Genomic DNA, 16,159 nt, shown 5'->3' with positions numbered 1-16,159 from the left:
GGCTGCGCGGCCTTCCTCAGGCAGCGACCAGGGTGGGCAGGCGCGGGCCACGATCGAACAGCTCCTGCGTCGCGCTGCCGAAGACGATGTTGTGCAGCGGCGCATGCCGGACGGCGCCCATGACGAGCATCTGGCCCGGCCCGCCCGGCGCCGCGCCGAGCACGGCCTCGGGCACGCCACCCCCGGCGCGCGGCACCGCGGTGAAGCGCGCCGTCGCGCCGTGGCGCGCCAGCAGATGCGTCAGCTCGATGCCCGATTGGCCGGCGCGCAGCTCCTTGTCATCCGTCACGGTGACGACCAGCGTCTCCGCGGCGCGGCGGATGAAGGGCATGGCCCCATGCACGGCCCGCACGCAAGCCGGCGTCGCGTCCCAGGCGATCACGACGCGCGCGGGCATGACCTCGAGCGGGTGCTGCTGCTGCACCACCAGCACCGGGCGGCCGCTGTCGAAGATCGCGGCGCCCAGCATCAGGCGCTGCACCGCCCCGCCTCCGGCACGGGTGACGACCACGCCGAGATCCGACACGCGCAGATGGTCGGCGAAGACATCGCCCACGCCATAGGCGAAGCTGCTGCGCGACCGGGTCTCGCAGGGGATGCCGCGGCGTTCGGCGGCGGTGCGCACCATCGCGGCCGCCTGCTCCTCGGCGGCGATGGTGTGTTCGGCCTCGACCCCGAAGACCAGCGCGGTCAGCTGCGCGCCATGCGCCTCGGCCAGGGCGAAGGGCGTGGCCACGGCTGCGTCCAGCATCGCGGCATCGCCGGGCTCGACCTGGCAGAGGATGGTGGTGAGCGACATGAGGCAATCTCCCGGCCTGTTGTGGGCGGGCCGCCGGCTTCCGGCCGCCGCCCGGTTGGCGTGGGCCCCGCCACATTGCGGCGGGATGGACCCAACGCCATCAAACTGGCGCCAGCGCGGGCGGGCGGCATTGATCTTTGTCAAACCGGCTTCAACGATGCTCGAATATCGTCAACCACGGTCAGGCGCGGTGAGGCAGGGATGACATGCTCACACGGAAATTCATGACGGTCCGCGAGGTGGCCGAGCTCGCGCAGGTGGGCGAGGCGACGGTGCGCCAATGGATCCGGCAGGGCGACCTGCGCGCCATCGATGTCGGGCGCGAGTTCCGCATCATCCCACGCGACTTCGAGCGCTTCCTCGACCAGCACGCGACGCGCGCCGAGGGCGAGGCCGCGGCGAAGCCCAGGGGCACGGCCCGATAGGGCTCGCCGGGGCTAGGGGCCCTTGCGCCCGCGCCCCTTCCCCTTCTTCGGATCATAGCCGCCGCCGCCCGGGCCCATGGGCTTGGGCTTCCAATCCTTCTTGGGGGTCACTTCGCGCAGCGAGCGCCCGGCCTGGTTGGGCGAGAGCGCATCGCCCGGTGTCGCGATGCCAAGCTCCAGCGCCTCCAGGCGCTTGATCTCGTCGCGCAGCCGGGCCGCCGTCTCGAATTCCAGGTCCGCCGCCGCCGCGCGCATCTTCTTCTCAAGCTCGGCGATGGAGGCGCGCAGGTCGCGGCCCACGAATTGCGCGGTCGCATCGCCCTCCACCGCCTCGACGGTGACGTAGTCGCCCTGGCTCACATCCTTCAGCACGTCGCTGATCTCGCGCTTGATGGAGGTGGGCGTGATGCCGTGCTGCGTGTTCCAGGCGATCTGCTTGGCACGGCGCCGCTCCGTCTCCTCCAGCGCGCGCTTCATGCTGTCGGTCATGCGGTCGGCATAGAGGATGACGCGGCCTTCGGCATTGCGCGCGGCGCGGCCGATGGTCTGGATGAGCGAGGTGGTGCTGCGCAGGAAGCCCTCCTTATCCGCATCCAGGATGGCGACGAGGCCGCATTCGGGGATGTCCAGCCCCTCGCGCAGCAGGTTGATGCCGATCAGCGCGTCGAAGACGCCGCGGCGCAGGTCGCGGATGATCTCGATGCGCTCCAGCGTATCCACGTCCGAGTGCAGGTAGCGCACGCGCACGCCCATCTCGGTGAGGTATTCGGTCAGCTGCTCGGCCATGCGCTTGGTCAGCACCGTGACCAGCACGCGCGCGCCGCGCGCCGCGCAATCCTTCACCTCGGCCAGCAGGTCATCCACCTGGTTCTCGACGGGGCGGATGTCACAGACGGGGTCCACGAGGCCGGTCGGGCGGATCACCTGCTCGGCGAAGACGCCGGCGGTGCGCTCCATCTCCCAGGGGCCGGGCGTCGCGCTGACGAAGACGGTCTGCGGGCGGAAGCTCTCCCACTCCTCGAATTTCAGCGGCCGGTTGTCGGTGCAGGAGGGCAGCCGGAAGCCGTAGTCGCTGAGGATGATCTTGCGGGCATAGTCGCCGCGATACATGCCGCCGATCTGCGGCACGGTGACGTGGCTTTCATCCACCACCAGGAGCGCGCCCTCGGGCAGGTATTCGAAGAGCGTCGGCGGCGGTTCGCCCGGATTCCGGCCCGAGAGGTAGCGCGAGTAGTTCTCGATCCCTTTGCAGGAGCCGGTGGTCTCCATCATCTCGATGTCGAAGGTGGTGCGTTGGTCGAGGCGCTGCGCCTCCAGCAGCTTCCCTTCCTTCTCCAGCTCGGCCAGGCGCTCCTTCAACTCGGCCTTGATGCGGCCGATGGCCTGGGTCAGCGTCGGGCGCGGCGTCACATAGTGGCTGTTGGCGTAGATGCTGACGCGCTCGAACTCGCCGGTGATCTCGCCCGTCAGCGGGTCGAATTCGCGCAGCGTCTCGATCTCGTCGCCGAAGAGGCTGATGCGCCAGGCGCGGTCCTCGAGCTGGGCGGGCCAGATGTCCACGCTCTCGCCGCGCACGCGGAAGGAGCCGCGCTGGAAAGCCATGTCGTTACGGCGGTATTGCTGCTCGACCAGGCCCTTCAGCAGCGCATCGCGCGCGATGGAGCCGCCCACCTCCAGCTTCACCACCATGTTCGAATAGGTCTCGACCGAGCCGATGCCGTAGATGCAGGAGACGGAGGCCACGATCACCACATCCCGCCGCTCCAGCAGCGCCTGGGTGGCGGAGTGGCGCATGCGATCGATCTGTTCGTTGATCTGGCTGTCTTTTTCAATATAGGTGTCGGTTCGCGGCACATAGGCCTCGGGCTGGTAGTAGTCGTAGTAGCTGACGAAGTATTCCACCGCGTTGTCGGGGAAAAAGCTTTTCATCTCGCCGTATAATTGCGCCGCCAGCGTCTTGTTGGGGGCGAGGATCAGCGTGGGCCGCTGCACCGCCTCGATCACCTTGGCCATGGTGAAGGTCTTGCCCGAGCCGGTCACGCCCAGCAGCACCTGGTCCCGCTCGCCACCCTCGACCCCGGCGATCAGGTCCCGGATCGCATTGGGCTGGTCGCCATTGGGTTCGAAGGGGCTGACGACGCGCAGCGGCTTGCCGGCCGGCGGCATGGGCTGGCGGATCGGCTGGAAGAGGACGGGGGCGATCACGTTCATCCCCGCAATATAGGATGGCGCCCCCGCCCCTGCGATGCCATATGCCGCGGGCCATCACAGGATGCCCCGATGCCCGAGGACGTGGACCCGAACGACGATTTCGTGAGCGATGACGCCTATGCCGCCGGCCGCCAAGCCTTCGCGGCCGGCGCCTCTGTGCTGGAGAACCCGATGGCGCAGACGGGCGATTGGGGGAAGGCCTGGTTCTCCGGCTGGCTCGATGCGCTGGCCGACAAGGTGACCGGGCAGGACCGCTCCGCGGGCGCCTTCCGCCGCCTGCTCCGCCGGGACACGGCCGAGCCGTTTTGACGGCCGGCTGAACCGGCCTACCCTCCCGCCATCAGGGAGGACCAGCCGAATGAACGAGACCGAAGCCCACGCGGCGCTGCGCCAGCGCGGCCGCCAGGAAATGCGCGAGATCCTGGGCGCGCCCTATACCGAGGCGCGGGACGCCACCACCACACCCTTCAACGCCGCCATCCGCGCGCTCTCGGAGGAGATGGCCTATGCCACGCTCTGGACGCGCCCAGTGCTGGACCGCAAGCAGCGCAGCCTGATCACGCTCGCCATGCTCTGCGCGCTGAACCACCCGCATGAACTGCGAATCCACCTGGTGGCGGCGCTGAACAATGGCTGCACAGCCGAGGAGATCAGCGAGGTCTTCACCCACGCCGTCGCCTATTGCGGTTTTCCCGCCTCGATCGACGCGCTGCGGATGGCCGAGCAGGTGCTGAAGGAACAGGGCGCGCTATAGCGCCGGAGAAACCGGCCGCCGCCGGGCATGACGTGAGCGGGGCGCAACCCCAGGCGAGGCCCCGTCGCGACGCCCCCCGTCATGAGGGGGGACACCCGGCCGAGGCAGCCCGCGGGCCGCGCCAACCGGTGGCGAGAGGAGGCATCGCCGCGAACACGCGCATGCGACGCGGCGGCGGCCGGAACCAGGTTCCGGGAAACCTGCCTCAGCCCGGCAGGTTCTCGGCGATGTAGGGCGGCAGGTTGAACGACCCCACGTGGATCTCGGGCGTCCAGTAGCGCGTCGTGCCCAGGATGCCGGCCGCCTCGGCCCGGCGGCGGATCTCCGCCACCGGCACGTCGCGCAGGCCCTTGGTCTTGGCCGACCAGCCGAGCGTCATGAAGCCGCCCACATAGGTCGGCACCGCCGCCACATAGGCGGAGATGTCCGGGAAGAACTTGCCGCGGCGCAGCGAGGTCTCGCGCAGCTCGTCCGCCTGCATGAAGGGCACGCCGCACTGGTTCACGATGAGCCCGTTGTCCGAGAGCAGGCGCGCCGCATTGTGGTAGAACTCGTCGGTGAAGAGTACCTCGCCCACGCCGATCGGGTCCGTGCTGTCCACGATCACCACGTCGAAGCTGCCGGCCTCGGCCTGGCGCACATAGTCGATGCCGTCGCCCACGATCACCTGGCCGCGCGGGTTGGTCCAGGCATCGCCGGCCACGTCGGGCATGTGCTCCTGGCAGAGGCGGATCACCTCGCCGTCGATCTCCACCATCACGCATTTCTCGACGTTGCGGTGCTGCAGCACGCGGCGCAGCACGCCGCCATCGCCGGCGCCGATGATGAGGACGCGCTTGGCCGCGCCATGCGCCAGAAGGGGCACATGGGTGAGCATTTCCTGATAGACGAACTCGTCGCGCTCGGTGATCTGGATCACGCCGTCCAGCACCATCACGCGGCCATGCGAGGTGCTCTCGAAGAGCATGATGTCCTGGAACTCGCTCTTCACGCGGGCCAGCTCGCGCTTCACCAGGAAGCGCTGGCCCCAGTCGGGATAGAGCGTTTCATTCACCCACACATCGGTCATCGTCGGAATCCTTCAGGCCAGGAAGCCCATCCAAGAAGAAGGGCCGGACGTTGCCGCCCGGCCCCGTTCATTGCATCGCTCGGGGGCGGTCAGCCCACCATGCCGCGCTTGTGCTCGGCGAGCTGCACGCGCTCCGGCAGGAAGCCGGTCTTCAGCAGCGGGATGGCCTTGTAGGGGTCGCAATCGCCGCAGACGAAGATGTCCAGCGCCGCATAGTCCCGCTCGGGCCAGGTGTGGATCGAGACGTGGCTCTCGGCCAACACCAGCACGCCGCTCACGCCGCCATTGGGCGAGAAGTGATGGAAATGCCCGTGCAGGATCGTGGCACCCGAGGCGATCGCGGCCTCGCGCAGCACGGCGTCGATATGGCCGGGATCATCGAGGTTCGTGGCACCCCAGAGGTCGATGATCAGATGCGTGCCGGCGTAGCGGACGCCGTTGCGCTCGACGAAATAATCCTTCGTCTCACTGACCGAACCGGCCGAGGCATGAGTCGTGTTCTGGGCGTCGCTCGGGAGCATTTCCGAGTCCATCCCCAGTCGGACGAGAGAGTCCATGTCGGGTTCCCTTTCCCACCAGCAGATGACCAATTGTCGGCTGTGCGGCCCCAGCGGCCGTCGGTTCGAACAGGTCAGCGGAGGGGGCATATGGGGCAAGGCACCCCGGGGGTCAAATGAAATTCCGCCTGGGCGGCCCGAAAAAATCGCGGAGCTCCCCCCCACCCCGCGCAAGACTCAACCGGCCGGGCCTTGCGCGGTCCGCAAAGGCTCCAGCCGTTGCGGCAAACTCCGGAAGAGGTTCAGTTCCCGCGCCAAGCGCGGGAGGTCGGCGAGGCCGCGCACCGGGTCGGTCGCCAGCATCTCGAAGGCGCTGGCGAGCGGGCTGGAGGCGATTTGCGCGCCATGCCGGGCCCGCAATTGCGCCAGAGCCGTCTGATCCCCGGCCATGGCGAGCCAGGCGGCCTGGCGCAGCAACAGGCGCTGCGCGGATTCGGGCAGCGGCCCGCTGGCCGGCAAGGTGGCGAGGTGGCGGCCCAGCGCCGCGGCCGCGCCGTTGAAGTCCCGCGCCTCGGCGAGGATTTCCGAGAGTGCCTCGTCCCCCGCCGGGCCCAGCGCCTGAAGTGCCTCGGCCGCCAGCGCCCGGTTGCCCCGCCGCGCCTCGGCCCGTGCCGCCAGCAGGCTGCGCGTCTCGACCAGTCCATGCGGCAGGCGCGGCGCGGAGCTGGCCGCGAGGGCCGCCAGCGTCCCTTCGGCATCGCGTTCCGACAGGCGCAGCGCGGCAAGGCGCGCGCCGAGCGCCGCGCGATGCTCGCCGGCCGGGGCATGCTCCATCGCGCGGCGCAGCAGGGCGGAGGCGCGGTCGGCGAGGTCAAGCGCCACCAGCCGCTCCGTCAGCATCGCCAGGACGCCCTCCCCCGCCTCGCCCGATGGCAGCAGCTCGGGATGCGCATCGGCCAGCGCCACGGCGCCGAGCGGCGATTCGGTCTCCAGCGCGTGCAGGAAGGCGGATTGGATGGGCGCACGCAGCTGCGCCGCCTGCTCGGGGAAGGCCTCCGCCGTCTCGCGCAGCAGGGCGAGCGCACCGCGCGGATCGCCCGCCTCGCGCCGCAGCGCCGCCACGCGCTCCCGCGTGGTGAGCTCGATACCATCGCCGCGCCAGGCGAAGAGCGCGGATTCCAGTGCGCGCGCGGCGCCGGCGGCATCGAGCCGCCCGGTGGCAAGGCGCAATTCGATGCCCCGGCGCAGCGCACGGGCCCGCATCAGCCGGTCCCGTCCCTGGGCGGCGGCGGCATAGGCCTCCAGCGCGCGGGCGGGCTCGCCCTGCGCTTCCTCCAGCATCGCCTGGGCGAGGAGGATGGCGGGATCGTCGGCCATCGCCTCGATCAGGCGGCGCGCGGCGGCATGCTGGCCGCCCTCCACCAGCGCCTCGGCCGCGGGCCCCACCACGCGCCGGCGCAGCCCCTCGGGATAGGCCTGCAGCAGGGGCCAGGCGGCGGCGAGGCCGGGGCCGGCGGCCTGGGCATCGCCCTGCATCGCGGCGCGCAGGCTGCGCCAGAGCAGCACCTCGTCCGAGCCGGGGATCTCGGCATCCAGCCCCGCTGCCTCGCCCGGGCGGCCGGCCAGCAGCGCCGCCATGCCGCCGAGGAAGGCGAGGCGCCGGTCCATCGCCGCCTCCGGGCTTTCCTGCGCGGCCAGGCGCAGCATGGCCTGTGCCTCCTGCGGGAGGCCGAGGGCCAGCAGCGTCTGCGCGGCGGCCAGGCGCGGCTCGGCACGGGTGAGCGGCGGGGCGGAGGCGATGCCGGCCTGCTGCGCGCGCAGCCGCTCGAGCAGCGCCGCCATGGGCTGGGCCGGCATGTCGAAGCTGCGCGTCATGCCGGGTGCGAGGCCCTGCATCGCATCGGGCGCGGCCGCGAGCGAAACGCTGCCGCCCTCGATCGAGAGCAGGAAGCGCCCCGCCCCCGGCCGCAGCGCCACGCGATCGGCGCGAGCCAGCACGGCGACGCCCAGGAAGGTCTCGAGCAGGTCCAGCTCCGCCAGCCCGCGCGTGCCAAGCTGGCGTGGCCCCGCCTGGGTGACGAGGCCCACCAGCAGCGGCCCGCCGGTCAGGGGATCGGGCAGGCTGAGCACGCGGCCGGGGCGCGGCGCATGCAGGATGGCGCGCCCCTGGTCGAACTCGGCGCGCAGCGTGGGGGTGGCGCTGGCGGCCGGATGCTGGCGCGGCACGACGGAGAGGAACCAGTCATTCCCCTCATGCCGCAGGGCCAGCTGCTGGCCGAGCGCCAGCGGGAAGGTGATGAGCGTGGCGCCGGGCACGGGCCGCGCCTGGATGCCCTGGAAGGCGGGCTCGCGCAGCAGGCCGCCGAATTCGATCGGGCGCTCCGTCTCGGCGAGGATCAGCGCCTGCTCGCCGCGGCGAAAGGCGGCGAGACCGCTGCCGGCGCCCAGCGGCAGGCGCATGCCGGGGCCGATGCCCGGCTCGTCCAGCAGGCGGGCGCGGACGGGCGGCGGGCCGGCGAGGCTGCCGAGCGGCGGGGGCGCGGCGGCCGGACGCGGCGGTGCGCGGGGCGGCTCGGCGGCGGCCTCGACGCGCGGGGCCTCGGCGCGCGCGGGTTCGGCGCGCGGAGGCTCGGTTCGCGTAGGCTCGGGGCGCAAGGCTTCGGCACGCGCGGCTTCGGCTCGGGCGGCTTCGGCTCGGGCGGGTTCGACGCGCGCCGGTTCGGCGCGCGGCGGTTCGAGGCGAGCGACCTCGGCCCGCGCCGCCTCCGCGCGGGGGGGCTCCGAACGGGTTGGCTCCGGCTGCACCGATGCCGGTGCTGAAGCAGGCGCTGCGGAAGCGGGCGGTGCGGACACGGACGATGTGGCGGCGGGCGGTGCCGTGGCCGGCCGCGTGGCGACCTCCCGCACCGGGCGCGGGGCCGCGGCGCGCGGCGGCTCGGCGGGCGGGCGTGGCGCCGTCGCCTCACGGGTCTCGCTGGGGTCCAGCGCGTCCAGCGCCACCTTCGGGCCGTTGCGGAAATGGCGGATGCGCGAGCCCGGCCGCAAGGTCAGCTCCACGCCGCCGGGCACCTTGGCCACGGCCAGGATGTTGCGCGGCAGCCGCCGCGCGCCGGCAAGGTCGATCGCATCGGCATTGGGGAAGCGCAGGATCACGCGGTCGCCCTGCTGCTCCACCTGATAGGCCGGCGCCGCCGCCCAGTCGAAGACGATGCGGCCATGGCCGGGATGATCCCCGGTGCGCACGCCCACCCTCTCCTGCGCCGCCACCGGCAGCGCGAGGAGAGCAAGACCGAGGGCGAGTGCCGCAGGCCGCATCAATCGAAGCTCGCCAGCAGCTTGTCGATCTCTTCCTGGCTGGTGCCCGCACCGGGCATCTGCGGGCCATTGGCGAGCGCGCGGCCCTCCGTGACCGGTGTTGCGGGCGCCTCCTCCTCCAGTGGCGGCAGCGCCTCGGTCGAGCCGAAGCGGGCGGTGACGGTCGCGACGCGCGCCTCGATCGCCTTCAGCGCGGTCACGACCTTGCTGATGCGCTGGCCGGTGATGTCCTGGAAGCCGCAGGCCTCGTAGATGCGCGTGACGGCGGTGCCCAGCGCCTCGGCCTCGGCGGCCGGCAGGCGCGTCTGCATCGCCTCCAGCCCCTCGCAGACGTCGAGGATCTCGTTCGTCGCATTCGCCGTGTGCTCCACCACCGCGTCCAGCTCATCGGTCGCGCTGGGGATGTGACGGGCGTTGATGTCATCCACGCGCAGCGCCGCGATCTCGGACTTGGCGCGCTGCACCTCGCGGCCGAGCGCCTCCAGCTCGCCCAGCAGGGCGGCTTCGGTGGATGTCATGTCGCCGGAGAGGCTGCCCAGCACCTCGCGGACGGCGGCCTCGATCGGGTCCTGTCCGGTTCCGTCAGGCATGGACCAGCACCTTCTCGATCTTCTCGCGCAGCGTCTCCGCATTGAAGGGCTTCACGATGTAGTTGGAGACGCCGGCCGCCTTGGCGGCGACCACATTCTCGGTCTTGCTCTCGGCCGTGATCATGATGAAGGGGAGGTTCTTCAGCCGCGCATCGGCGCGCACCTCCTTCAGCAGGTCGAGGCCCGTCATCGGCTCCATGTTCCAGTCGCTGATGACCAGGCCGAAATTGCCGGCGCGCAGCTTGGCCAGCGCCTCGGCGCCGTCGGTCGCCTCCTCGACATTGTCGAATTCGAGCTGCTTGAGCAGGTTGCGGATGATGCGCAACATCGTCTTGTAGTCGTCCACGATGAGGACGTTCATGTTCTTGTCCAGGGCCATCGGCGGTTGCTCCTTGCTGCGGCGCCCCTTGTTGCGCCGGCCACGGTTAAGATGCGGTTATTCGAGCGGGCGGGAGCGATGCCGCGCGAGTTCGGTGGTCAGCGCCCGCGCGCGCTCGGGCCGCATGGCGGCCAGCACCGGGGCCGCCTTCGCCTCGCGCATGCGGTCCACCACCTGGATGAGGACGGGCATCTCCAGCTCGTCGAAGATGCCGGCCGCATCGCGCGGGCGCATGCCCTCATAGAGGCGCACCATCTGGCGCCAGCCCTGCTCGGTCCGCTCGTCGCGCTGGCGGCCCTCGGCCTCCAGCCGCTGGCGCAGCTGGGTCAGTTCCTCGAGCCGGTCGGCGAGGCGGCGTTCGGCGGCGGCGATCAGCATCTCGCGCTGGGCGAGTGCCGCCTCGCGCGCCTCGATCTCGGCGCGGCGCGCGCGCAGCGCCTCGAGCACCGCCCGCTCGGCCGCCTGGTCGGGCGCCGGGGGCGCCGCAGCGGCGGCGGGCGCGGCCCCGGCGGTTGGACTTGCCATGGGACTTGCGGGTGGGGCGGCGGGCGGGCTCGCGGGCGGGGCGGCCGGCGCCTGGGCCACGGCGGGCGCTACGAGGCCGGGCGCGACGCCGCCGCGGATCACCGCCTCAAGCTTCACGCCGGCCAGTGCCACCATGCCGAGCAATGCGAGCGGAAGCAGGCGGGGGGTGGGCCAGCGCATCACTTCATCCCGAGCGCGCGGATCAACTCGCGCTCGGCCTCGCTGCGGACCGGGGGTGCGGCGGTGGGCGCCGCGCCCGCCAGCGGGCGCGCCTGCTGCACCGCCGCCTCCAGGCGGTCAGCGAGGCGCTCGGCGCGCTCGACCAGGTAGCGCAAGTCCTCGCGGATGGTCTCGGCGCCGGCCACGCGCTCGGCCACCTGCCGGCCGGCCAGCTCGGTCGTGGCGCGCAGCCGCATCAGCGCGGCCTCCGCCGTCCGCGAGGCCTCGCCCAGCCCCTCCGCCCCCTGCTGGAGCGCGGCGCGGTCGGCGCGAAGCGCGCGCAGCATGCGGTCCAGCCGCCACGCCATGGGCAGCGTCGCCGCGAGCAGGCCGATGACGGTGACCTGCACCGCCCATTCCAGAGCATTCATGGCAGAACCTCCCAGAGGGGACGCAGGCTGTCGGAAATCCGCACGGCGGGCCGGTTCTCGCGCCGGCCCCACTCGGCGGCGAAGAGCGGCACGGTCCCGCATTGCAGCCGGACGGGCGCACCGGGCGGCGCGTTCAGCATGATGCGGTCCCCGGGCTTGAGCGCGATGACGGAGGAAAGCGGCATCACCTGCTCGTCCAGCACCACGTCGAGGCTGATGTCGGTGTGGCGCAGCTGCTCGGCCAGGTGGCGTTCCCAGATGCTATCGCGGCCGAATTTCTCGCCCATGAACTGCTGCAGCAGCAATTCACGCACGGGTTCCAGCGTCGCATAGGGCAGCAGCAGTTCGAGCCGCCCGCCGCGATCCTCCATCTCGATCCGCAACCGCGTCAGCACGCAGGCATTGGACAGGCGGGAGATGGCGGCGAAGCGCGGGTTCACCTCGAGCCGCTCGAACTCGAAGCGGACATCGGTCAGCGGCGCGAAGGCATCGCCCAGGTCGTTCAGCACCACACCGATCAGCCTCTCGACCAGCGTGCGCTCGATCGTCGTGTAGGGCCTGCCCTCGATGCGCATGGCCGCCGTGCCGCGCCGCCCGCCCAGCAGCACGTCCACCACCGAGTAGATCATCGCGGAATCCACCACGATCAGGCCGAAATTGTCCCATTCGGAAACCTTGAAGACGGCGAGCATCGCGGGCAGCGGGACGGAGTTCAGGTAGTCGCCGAAGCGCTGGCTCGCCAGCCGCTCGATCGAGACCTCGACATTGTCGGAGGTGAAGTTGCGCAGCGAGGTGGAGAGGATGCGCACCAGCCGGTCGAAGATGATCTCCAGCATGGGCAGGCGCTCGTAGGAGACGAGGCCCGAATGGATCACCTGCTCGATACCGCTCTTGGCCGCATCGCCCCCTGCCCCGCCCTCGAAGCCCATCAGGCTGTCGATCTCGGCCTGGCTGAGCACCCGCGCGGCGTCCGCTGGCGCTTCGGCCGGCACCTCGGCGGCGGCTTCGGCGGGCGCGCCCGCCTCCTCGGCCAGGGCGGCGCCCCAGGCGGCCGCCATGTCCTCCTCTTCGGAAGCGCCGCTCATTGCACGAGGATCTCGGTGAAGAGCACATCCGTCACCCGCGCGGGGGCGGCGGCGATGTTGGCGCGCGCGATCAGTTCCTCGCGCAGGCGATGCGTCCCGGCGCTGCCGCGCAGCTCCTCGGGCCGCACCTCGCGCAGATAGGTGGTGAAGAGGTCCACGAGGCGCGGCATGGCGGCTTGCAGCGCCGCCGCATCGGCCGGGCCCGCCACCTCGACCTGGCTCTTCACGCGGATGAAGGCGCGGCGGCCGGGCGCGTTCAGGTTGGCGGTGATGTCGGGCATGTTCACGAAGACCGGCTGCCGGTTCACCGGCTGCGGCTCGGCCTCGGCCGCGGGGGGCGGCGGTGCTGGCGAGAGGATGCCGCTGAACCACACGCCCGCACCGGCACCGCCCAGCAGCAGCGGCACCGCCAGCAGGATCAGCTTCTTCTTCGACCCGCGGGGCTTGGCCTCGGCCTCCCCCGCTTCCTCTTCGCCCTTTGCCGCGGCCATCGCCTTCAACACCCTTCTGGTGATCGGAGAGGCGATGTGTGGCGCAGCCGGGTTAACGAAGCCTTGCGGCGGCGCGCCTTGCCGGGACCGGGCAGGCTTTGCCCGCCCCGCGCGGCAAGGCGTGCCCTTCCGGCGCCGCGCGGCGTGGCACGGCGCTTGCGCCACCACCCCCGAAGCACCGCCCCGGAGGGATCATGGACAGCCCAGGCTACATCGTGCTCTCGCGCCTCTCGGCCCAGATGCGCGCGAGCCAGTTGACGGCGAACAACCTCGCCAATGCCGACACGCCCGGCTATCGCGCGGCGCGCCCGGTCTTTGCCGAGCATGTCGAGCGGCAGGGTCGCGTGCACGGCCCGAACGGCGCCGGGAATGTCGGCTACGCCTGGGACCGTGCGAGCTGGCGCGAGACGCAGCCCGGCGCCATCAGCGCCACCGGCAATCCGCTCGACATCGCGATCTCGGGCGCGGGCTTCTTCGTCGTCGAGACGCCGCGCGGCGAGCGCTACACCCGCGCCGGGCGCTTCGCCATCGGCGCCGATGGCCAGATCGTGGACGCGACGGGCGCGCCCGTCCTGAACACGGATTCACGCCCGATCGCCGTCGCGCCCGGCGACACGCGCATCGAGGTGCAGGGCGATGGCACCATCCGCACCGAGAATGGCGTGGTCGGCCGGCTCCGCATCGTGCGCTTCGCCGATGAGCAGCAGTTGCGCGCCGAGGGCGACCGCCACCTGGATGCGGCCGGCCAGGCGCCGGAGGAGGTCGCCCGCCCACAGGTGGTGCAGGGCGCGCTGGAGGGCAGCAACGTGCAATCCGTCCTTGAGATGACGCGCATGATGGCCGAGCTGCGCGAGTTCCAGTTCGCCACCCAATTCCTGGAGCGCGAAGGGGAGCGGCAGCAGAGCGCCGTGGACCGCCTGCTCCGCCGCCGTAGCTGAAAGGACGCCTGACCCATGCGCTCACTCGCCATCGCCGCCACGGGAATGCTGGCCCAGCAGACCAACGTCGAGGTCATCTCCAACAACCTCGCGAATATGGGCACCACCGGCTACAAGCGCCGCCGCGCCGAGTTCCAGGACCTGATCTACCAGAACCTCCGCCGCGTGGGCTCGCAGAGCAACGACACGGGCAGCGTGCTGCCCTCGGGCGCGCAGGTGGGCCTCGGTGTCCGCACCGCCGCCGTCTATCGCATCTCCGAGCAGGGCAACCTGCAGCAGACGGAGAACCGCTTCGACCTCGCCATCCGCGGCAATGGCTATTTCCAGATCCAGATGCCCTCCGGCGAGATCGCCTATACGCGCGACGGCACCTTCGCCCTCAGCCCCGAGGGCGTGCTGGTCACCGCCGAGGGCTTCGTGGTGCAGCCCGGCATCACCATCCCGGCCGCCGCGCGCGACGTAACCATCAATGCGAGCGGCGAAGTGCTGGCGCGCCTCGACGGGCAGGTGGCGCCGCAGAATGTGGGCCAGATCCAGACCGCGATCTTCGCCAATGAGGGCGGCCTTGAGGCGGTGGGCGACAACCTCTTCCTCGCCACGCCAGCCTCCGGACAGCCACAGGCGGCCGCACCCGGCCAGCCGGGCCACGGCTCGGTCATGCAAGGCTTCATCGAGACGAGTAACGTCAACACGGTGCAGGAGATCACCTCGCTGATCACCGCGCAGCGCGCCTATGAGATGAACAGCCGCGTCATCACCGCGAGCGACGAGATGCTCAGCACCCTGACGAGGCTGCGTTGATGAAGCGGCGCCACTTCCTGGCGCTCGGCGCCCTCGCCTGGCCCATGGCCGCGCGCGCGCAGAACGCGCCGCCGCCGCCCGCCATCCTGCGCCCGCATGCCCTGCTGGACGGCGAGGTGCTGCGCCTGTCCGACCTGTTCGACCATGCCGGCCCGCAGGCGGGGCGCGTCATCGCAGCGAGCCCGCAGCCGGGCCGCCGGATGGTCCTGGAAACCCAGAACCTGATCAACATCGCGCGCCAGAACGGCGTGAACTGGCGGCCGCTCACGGGCACCGAGCGCATCGTGATCGAGCGCCCCGGCCGCACCGTGCCGCGCAACGAGATCGAGGCGCTGCTGCGCGACGAACTCACGCGCCACGGCATCGAGCCCGAGATGGAGATCGAGCTGCCCGGGCTGATTCCTCCGATGATCCCGGCGCAGTCCTGGTTCCAGCTGGCGCTGGAAGGGGTCACCGTCGAGCAGCCCGGCGCGCGCTTCCAGGCGACGCTGGTGGTGCTGGCCGATGGCGCGGGCACGCAGCGCATGCGCCTCGCCGGCCGCGCCGTCGTCACCGTGCCGGTCGTGGTTGCCACGCGCCGCCTGGCGCTGGGCGAGGTGATCGGCCCCCATGATGCGCGCCTCACCCGGCTGCGCGCCGAACGCGTGCGCCCGGGCCAGGCGCAACAGCTTGCCCAGGTGGTGGGCCAGGAGCTGCGCCGGCCCATGGCGGCCGACCAGGGCTTCGCGCTGGTGGATCTCGGCCCGCCCTCCATCGTGCAGAAGAATGCGCTGGTGACGCTCCAGCTCGAGGCGAACGGCCTCTCCCTTACCGCGCAGGGGCGCGCGCTGGAGTCCGCCGCGCGCGGCGCCACGGTTCCGGTGATGAACCTCGCCAGCCGCAACATCGTCGAGGGGGTGGCGATCGCGCCGGGGCGCGTGCGCGTCGCCATGGGCGCCATTCCGGTGGCCGCGCGATGAAGGCCGCCCTGATTCTTCTGCCGCTGGCGCTGGCCGCCTGCGGCCAGGCCGAGCGCCTTTCGCGCATCGGCCGCGCGCCGGATTTCACGCCGGTGACGGACCCGACGCAGGACCCGCGCTGGCGCCCCGTCTCCATGCCCATGCCGGCCCCGCAGGAGGCGCCGCCGCTGGCCAATTCGCTCTGGCGCCCGGGCAGCCGCACCTTCCTGCGCGACCAGCGCGCGGCCCAGGTGGGGGACCTCATCACCATCCTCGTCACGATTGACGACGACGCGCAGCTCGCCAATCGCACGCAGCGCAGCCGCACCGGCAGCGAGACGGCCGCCGCGGTCAATCTCTACGGCCAGGAACGCGTGCCCCGCCGCCTTTATCCGCCCGGCGCCGACCCCGCGGCCCTGCTCAACACCGACAGCGCCGGCAACAGCGACGGCAACGGCAATGTGCGGCGGAACGAGACGGTGAATCTCCGCCTCGCCGGCACCGTCACGCAGACGCTGCCCAACGGCAACATGGTGGTGATGGCGCGGCAGGAGGTGCGGGTGAACAACGAGATGCGCGAGCTCTCGCTGCAAGGCATCCTCCGCCCGCAGGACATCGCGAGCGACAACACGGTGCGGCATGACCGGCTGGCCGAGGCGCGCATCTCCTATGGCGGGCGGGGATCGCTCTCCGACATCCAGCAGCCGCGGCTCGGGCAGCAACTGCTCGATATCATCTCGCCCTTCTGAGGT

At 71.6% G+C, this 16,159-nt stretch carries 18 protein-coding genes; 7 read left to right on the top strand and 11 right to left on the bottom strand.

All coding sequences use genetic code 11. From position 1 onward, the window contains the following. Nucleotides 1-16: 16 nt before the first annotated feature. Nucleotides 17-799, bottom strand: coding sequence for a universal stress protein (locus tag R9Z33_RS12575; RefSeq protein ID WP_318646922.1), 783 nt, complete (start codon nt 797-799; stop codon nt 17-19). Between the two features lie 206 nt (nt 800-1,005). Here R9Z33_RS12575 and R9Z33_RS12570 point away from each other — a divergent pair, with 206 nt between their 5' ends. After that, a complete protein-coding gene (locus R9Z33_RS12570; RefSeq protein WP_318646921.1) occupies nt 1,006-1,224 on the top strand; it encodes a helix-turn-helix domain-containing protein in 219 nt (72 codons plus the stop codon). 12 nt (nt 1,225-1,236) lie between these two features. Here R9Z33_RS12570 and uvrB read toward each other — a convergent pair whose 3' ends face one another. Continuing rightward, the gene (gene uvrB, locus R9Z33_RS12565; protein WP_318646920.1) at nt 1,237-3,435 is read right to left on the bottom strand and encodes an excinuclease ABC subunit UvrB; all 2,199 of its coding nucleotides are present in this window, start codon (nt 3,433-3,435) and stop codon (nt 1,237-1,239) included. Between the two features lie 69 nt (nt 3,436-3,504). Between uvrB and R9Z33_RS12560 the strand changes: the two genes are divergently transcribed. After that, the gene (locus R9Z33_RS12560) at nt 3,505-3,744 is read left to right on the top strand and encodes a hypothetical protein (protein ID WP_318646919.1); all 240 of its coding nucleotides are present in this window, start codon (nt 3,505-3,507) and stop codon (nt 3,742-3,744) included. A 49-nt stretch (nt 3,745-3,793) separates the two neighbouring features. Further along, nucleotides 3,794-4,189, top strand: coding sequence for a carboxymuconolactone decarboxylase family protein (locus R9Z33_RS12555; RefSeq protein WP_318646918.1), 396 nt, complete (start codon nt 3,794-3,796; stop codon nt 4,187-4,189). A gap of 205 nt (nt 4,190-4,394) precedes the next feature. On the opposite strand, the gene speE is transcribed toward R9Z33_RS12555, so the two are convergent. The 9 genes from speE to R9Z33_RS12510 all read right to left on the bottom strand — a co-directional run bounded on the left by speE (nt 4,395) and on the right by R9Z33_RS12510 (nt 12,730). Further along, a complete protein-coding gene (gene speE, locus R9Z33_RS12550; RefSeq protein WP_318646917.1) occupies nt 4,395-5,258 on the bottom strand; it encodes a polyamine aminopropyltransferase in 864 nt (287 codons plus the stop codon). Between the two features lie 89 nt (nt 5,259-5,347). Next, complete coding sequence (gene speD, locus R9Z33_RS12545) at nt 5,348-5,815, bottom strand: adenosylmethionine decarboxylase (protein WP_318646916.1); 468 nt, start codon at nt 5,813-5,815, stop codon at nt 5,348-5,350. A 177-nt stretch (nt 5,816-5,992) separates the two neighbouring features. Next, complete coding sequence (locus R9Z33_RS12540) at nt 5,993-9,070, bottom strand: hypothetical protein (RefSeq protein ID WP_318646915.1); 3,078 nt, start codon at nt 9,068-9,070, stop codon at nt 5,993-5,995. Next, a complete protein-coding gene (locus tag R9Z33_RS12535; protein ID WP_318646914.1) occupies nt 9,070-9,660 on the bottom strand; it encodes a protein phosphatase CheZ in 591 nt (196 codons plus the stop codon). Before R9Z33_RS12535 ends, R9Z33_RS12540 begins: the two co-directional genes overlap by 1 nt. After that, a complete protein-coding gene (locus tag R9Z33_RS12530) occupies nt 9,653-10,039 on the bottom strand; it encodes a chemotaxis response regulator CheY (protein WP_318646913.1) in 387 nt (128 codons plus the stop codon). Before R9Z33_RS12530 ends, R9Z33_RS12535 begins: the two co-directional genes overlap by 8 nt. Before the next feature lie 57 nt (nt 10,040-10,096). Next, complete coding sequence (locus R9Z33_RS12525) at nt 10,097-10,744, bottom strand: MotE family protein (RefSeq protein WP_318646912.1); 648 nt, start codon at nt 10,742-10,744, stop codon at nt 10,097-10,099. Further along, nucleotides 10,744-11,154 carry a DUF6468 domain-containing protein gene (locus tag R9Z33_RS12520; RefSeq protein ID WP_318646911.1) on the bottom strand — a complete coding sequence of 137 codons (411 nt, stop codon included), beginning with the start codon at nt 11,152-11,154 and terminating at the stop codon, nt 10,744-10,746. The genes R9Z33_RS12525 and R9Z33_RS12520 overlap by 1 nt, the downstream gene beginning before the upstream one ends. Beyond that, the gene (gene fliM, locus R9Z33_RS12515; protein WP_318646910.1) at nt 11,151-12,239 is read right to left on the bottom strand and encodes a flagellar motor switch protein FliM; all 1,089 of its coding nucleotides are present in this window, start codon (nt 12,237-12,239) and stop codon (nt 11,151-11,153) included. The genes R9Z33_RS12520 and fliM overlap by 4 nt, the downstream gene beginning before the upstream one ends. Beyond that, entirely contained in the window at nt 12,236-12,730 is a 495-nt protein-coding gene (locus tag R9Z33_RS12510; protein WP_318646909.1) for a flagellar basal body-associated FliL family protein, read from the bottom strand. Before R9Z33_RS12510 ends, fliM begins: the two co-directional genes overlap by 4 nt. A 194-nt stretch (nt 12,731-12,924) precedes the next feature. Here R9Z33_RS12510 and flgF point away from each other — a divergent pair, with 194 nt between their 5' ends. The 4 genes from flgF to flgH are packed head-to-tail and all read left to right on the top strand — an operon-like array spanning nt 12,925 to nt 16,156. Then, nucleotides 12,925-13,668, top strand: coding sequence for a flagellar basal-body rod protein FlgF (flgF, locus tag R9Z33_RS12505; RefSeq protein WP_318646908.1), 744 nt, complete (start codon nt 12,925-12,927; stop codon nt 13,666-13,668). Nucleotides 13,669-13,683: 15 nt separating this feature from the next. Then, nucleotides 13,684-14,469: a flagellar basal-body rod protein FlgG gene (gene flgG / locus R9Z33_RS12500; protein ID WP_213612079.1), complete on the top strand. Its 786-nt coding sequence runs from the start codon at nt 13,684-13,686 to the stop codon at nt 14,467-14,469. Next, nucleotides 14,469-15,428 (top strand): flagellar basal body P-ring formation chaperone FlgA, encoded by a 960-nt coding sequence (flgA, locus tag R9Z33_RS12495; RefSeq protein ID WP_318646907.1) that lies wholly within the window; start codon nt 14,469-14,471, stop codon nt 15,426-15,428. The genes flgG and flgA overlap by 1 nt, the downstream gene beginning before the upstream one ends. Further along, on the top strand, nt 15,425-16,156 hold the full coding sequence (gene flgH / locus R9Z33_RS12490) for a flagellar basal body L-ring protein FlgH (RefSeq protein WP_318646906.1): 732 nt from the start codon (nt 15,425-15,427) through the stop codon (nt 16,154-16,156). Before flgA ends, flgH begins: the two co-directional genes overlap by 4 nt. Nucleotides 16,157-16,159 lie beyond the last annotated feature (3 nt).

The sequence above is a fragment of the Sediminicoccus rosea genome (assembly GCF_033547095.1).
GTDB lineage: Bacteria > Pseudomonadota > Alphaproteobacteria > Acetobacterales > Acetobacteraceae > Roseococcus > Roseococcus rosea.
This window is presented reverse-complemented; position numbering and strand designations above follow the sequence as displayed.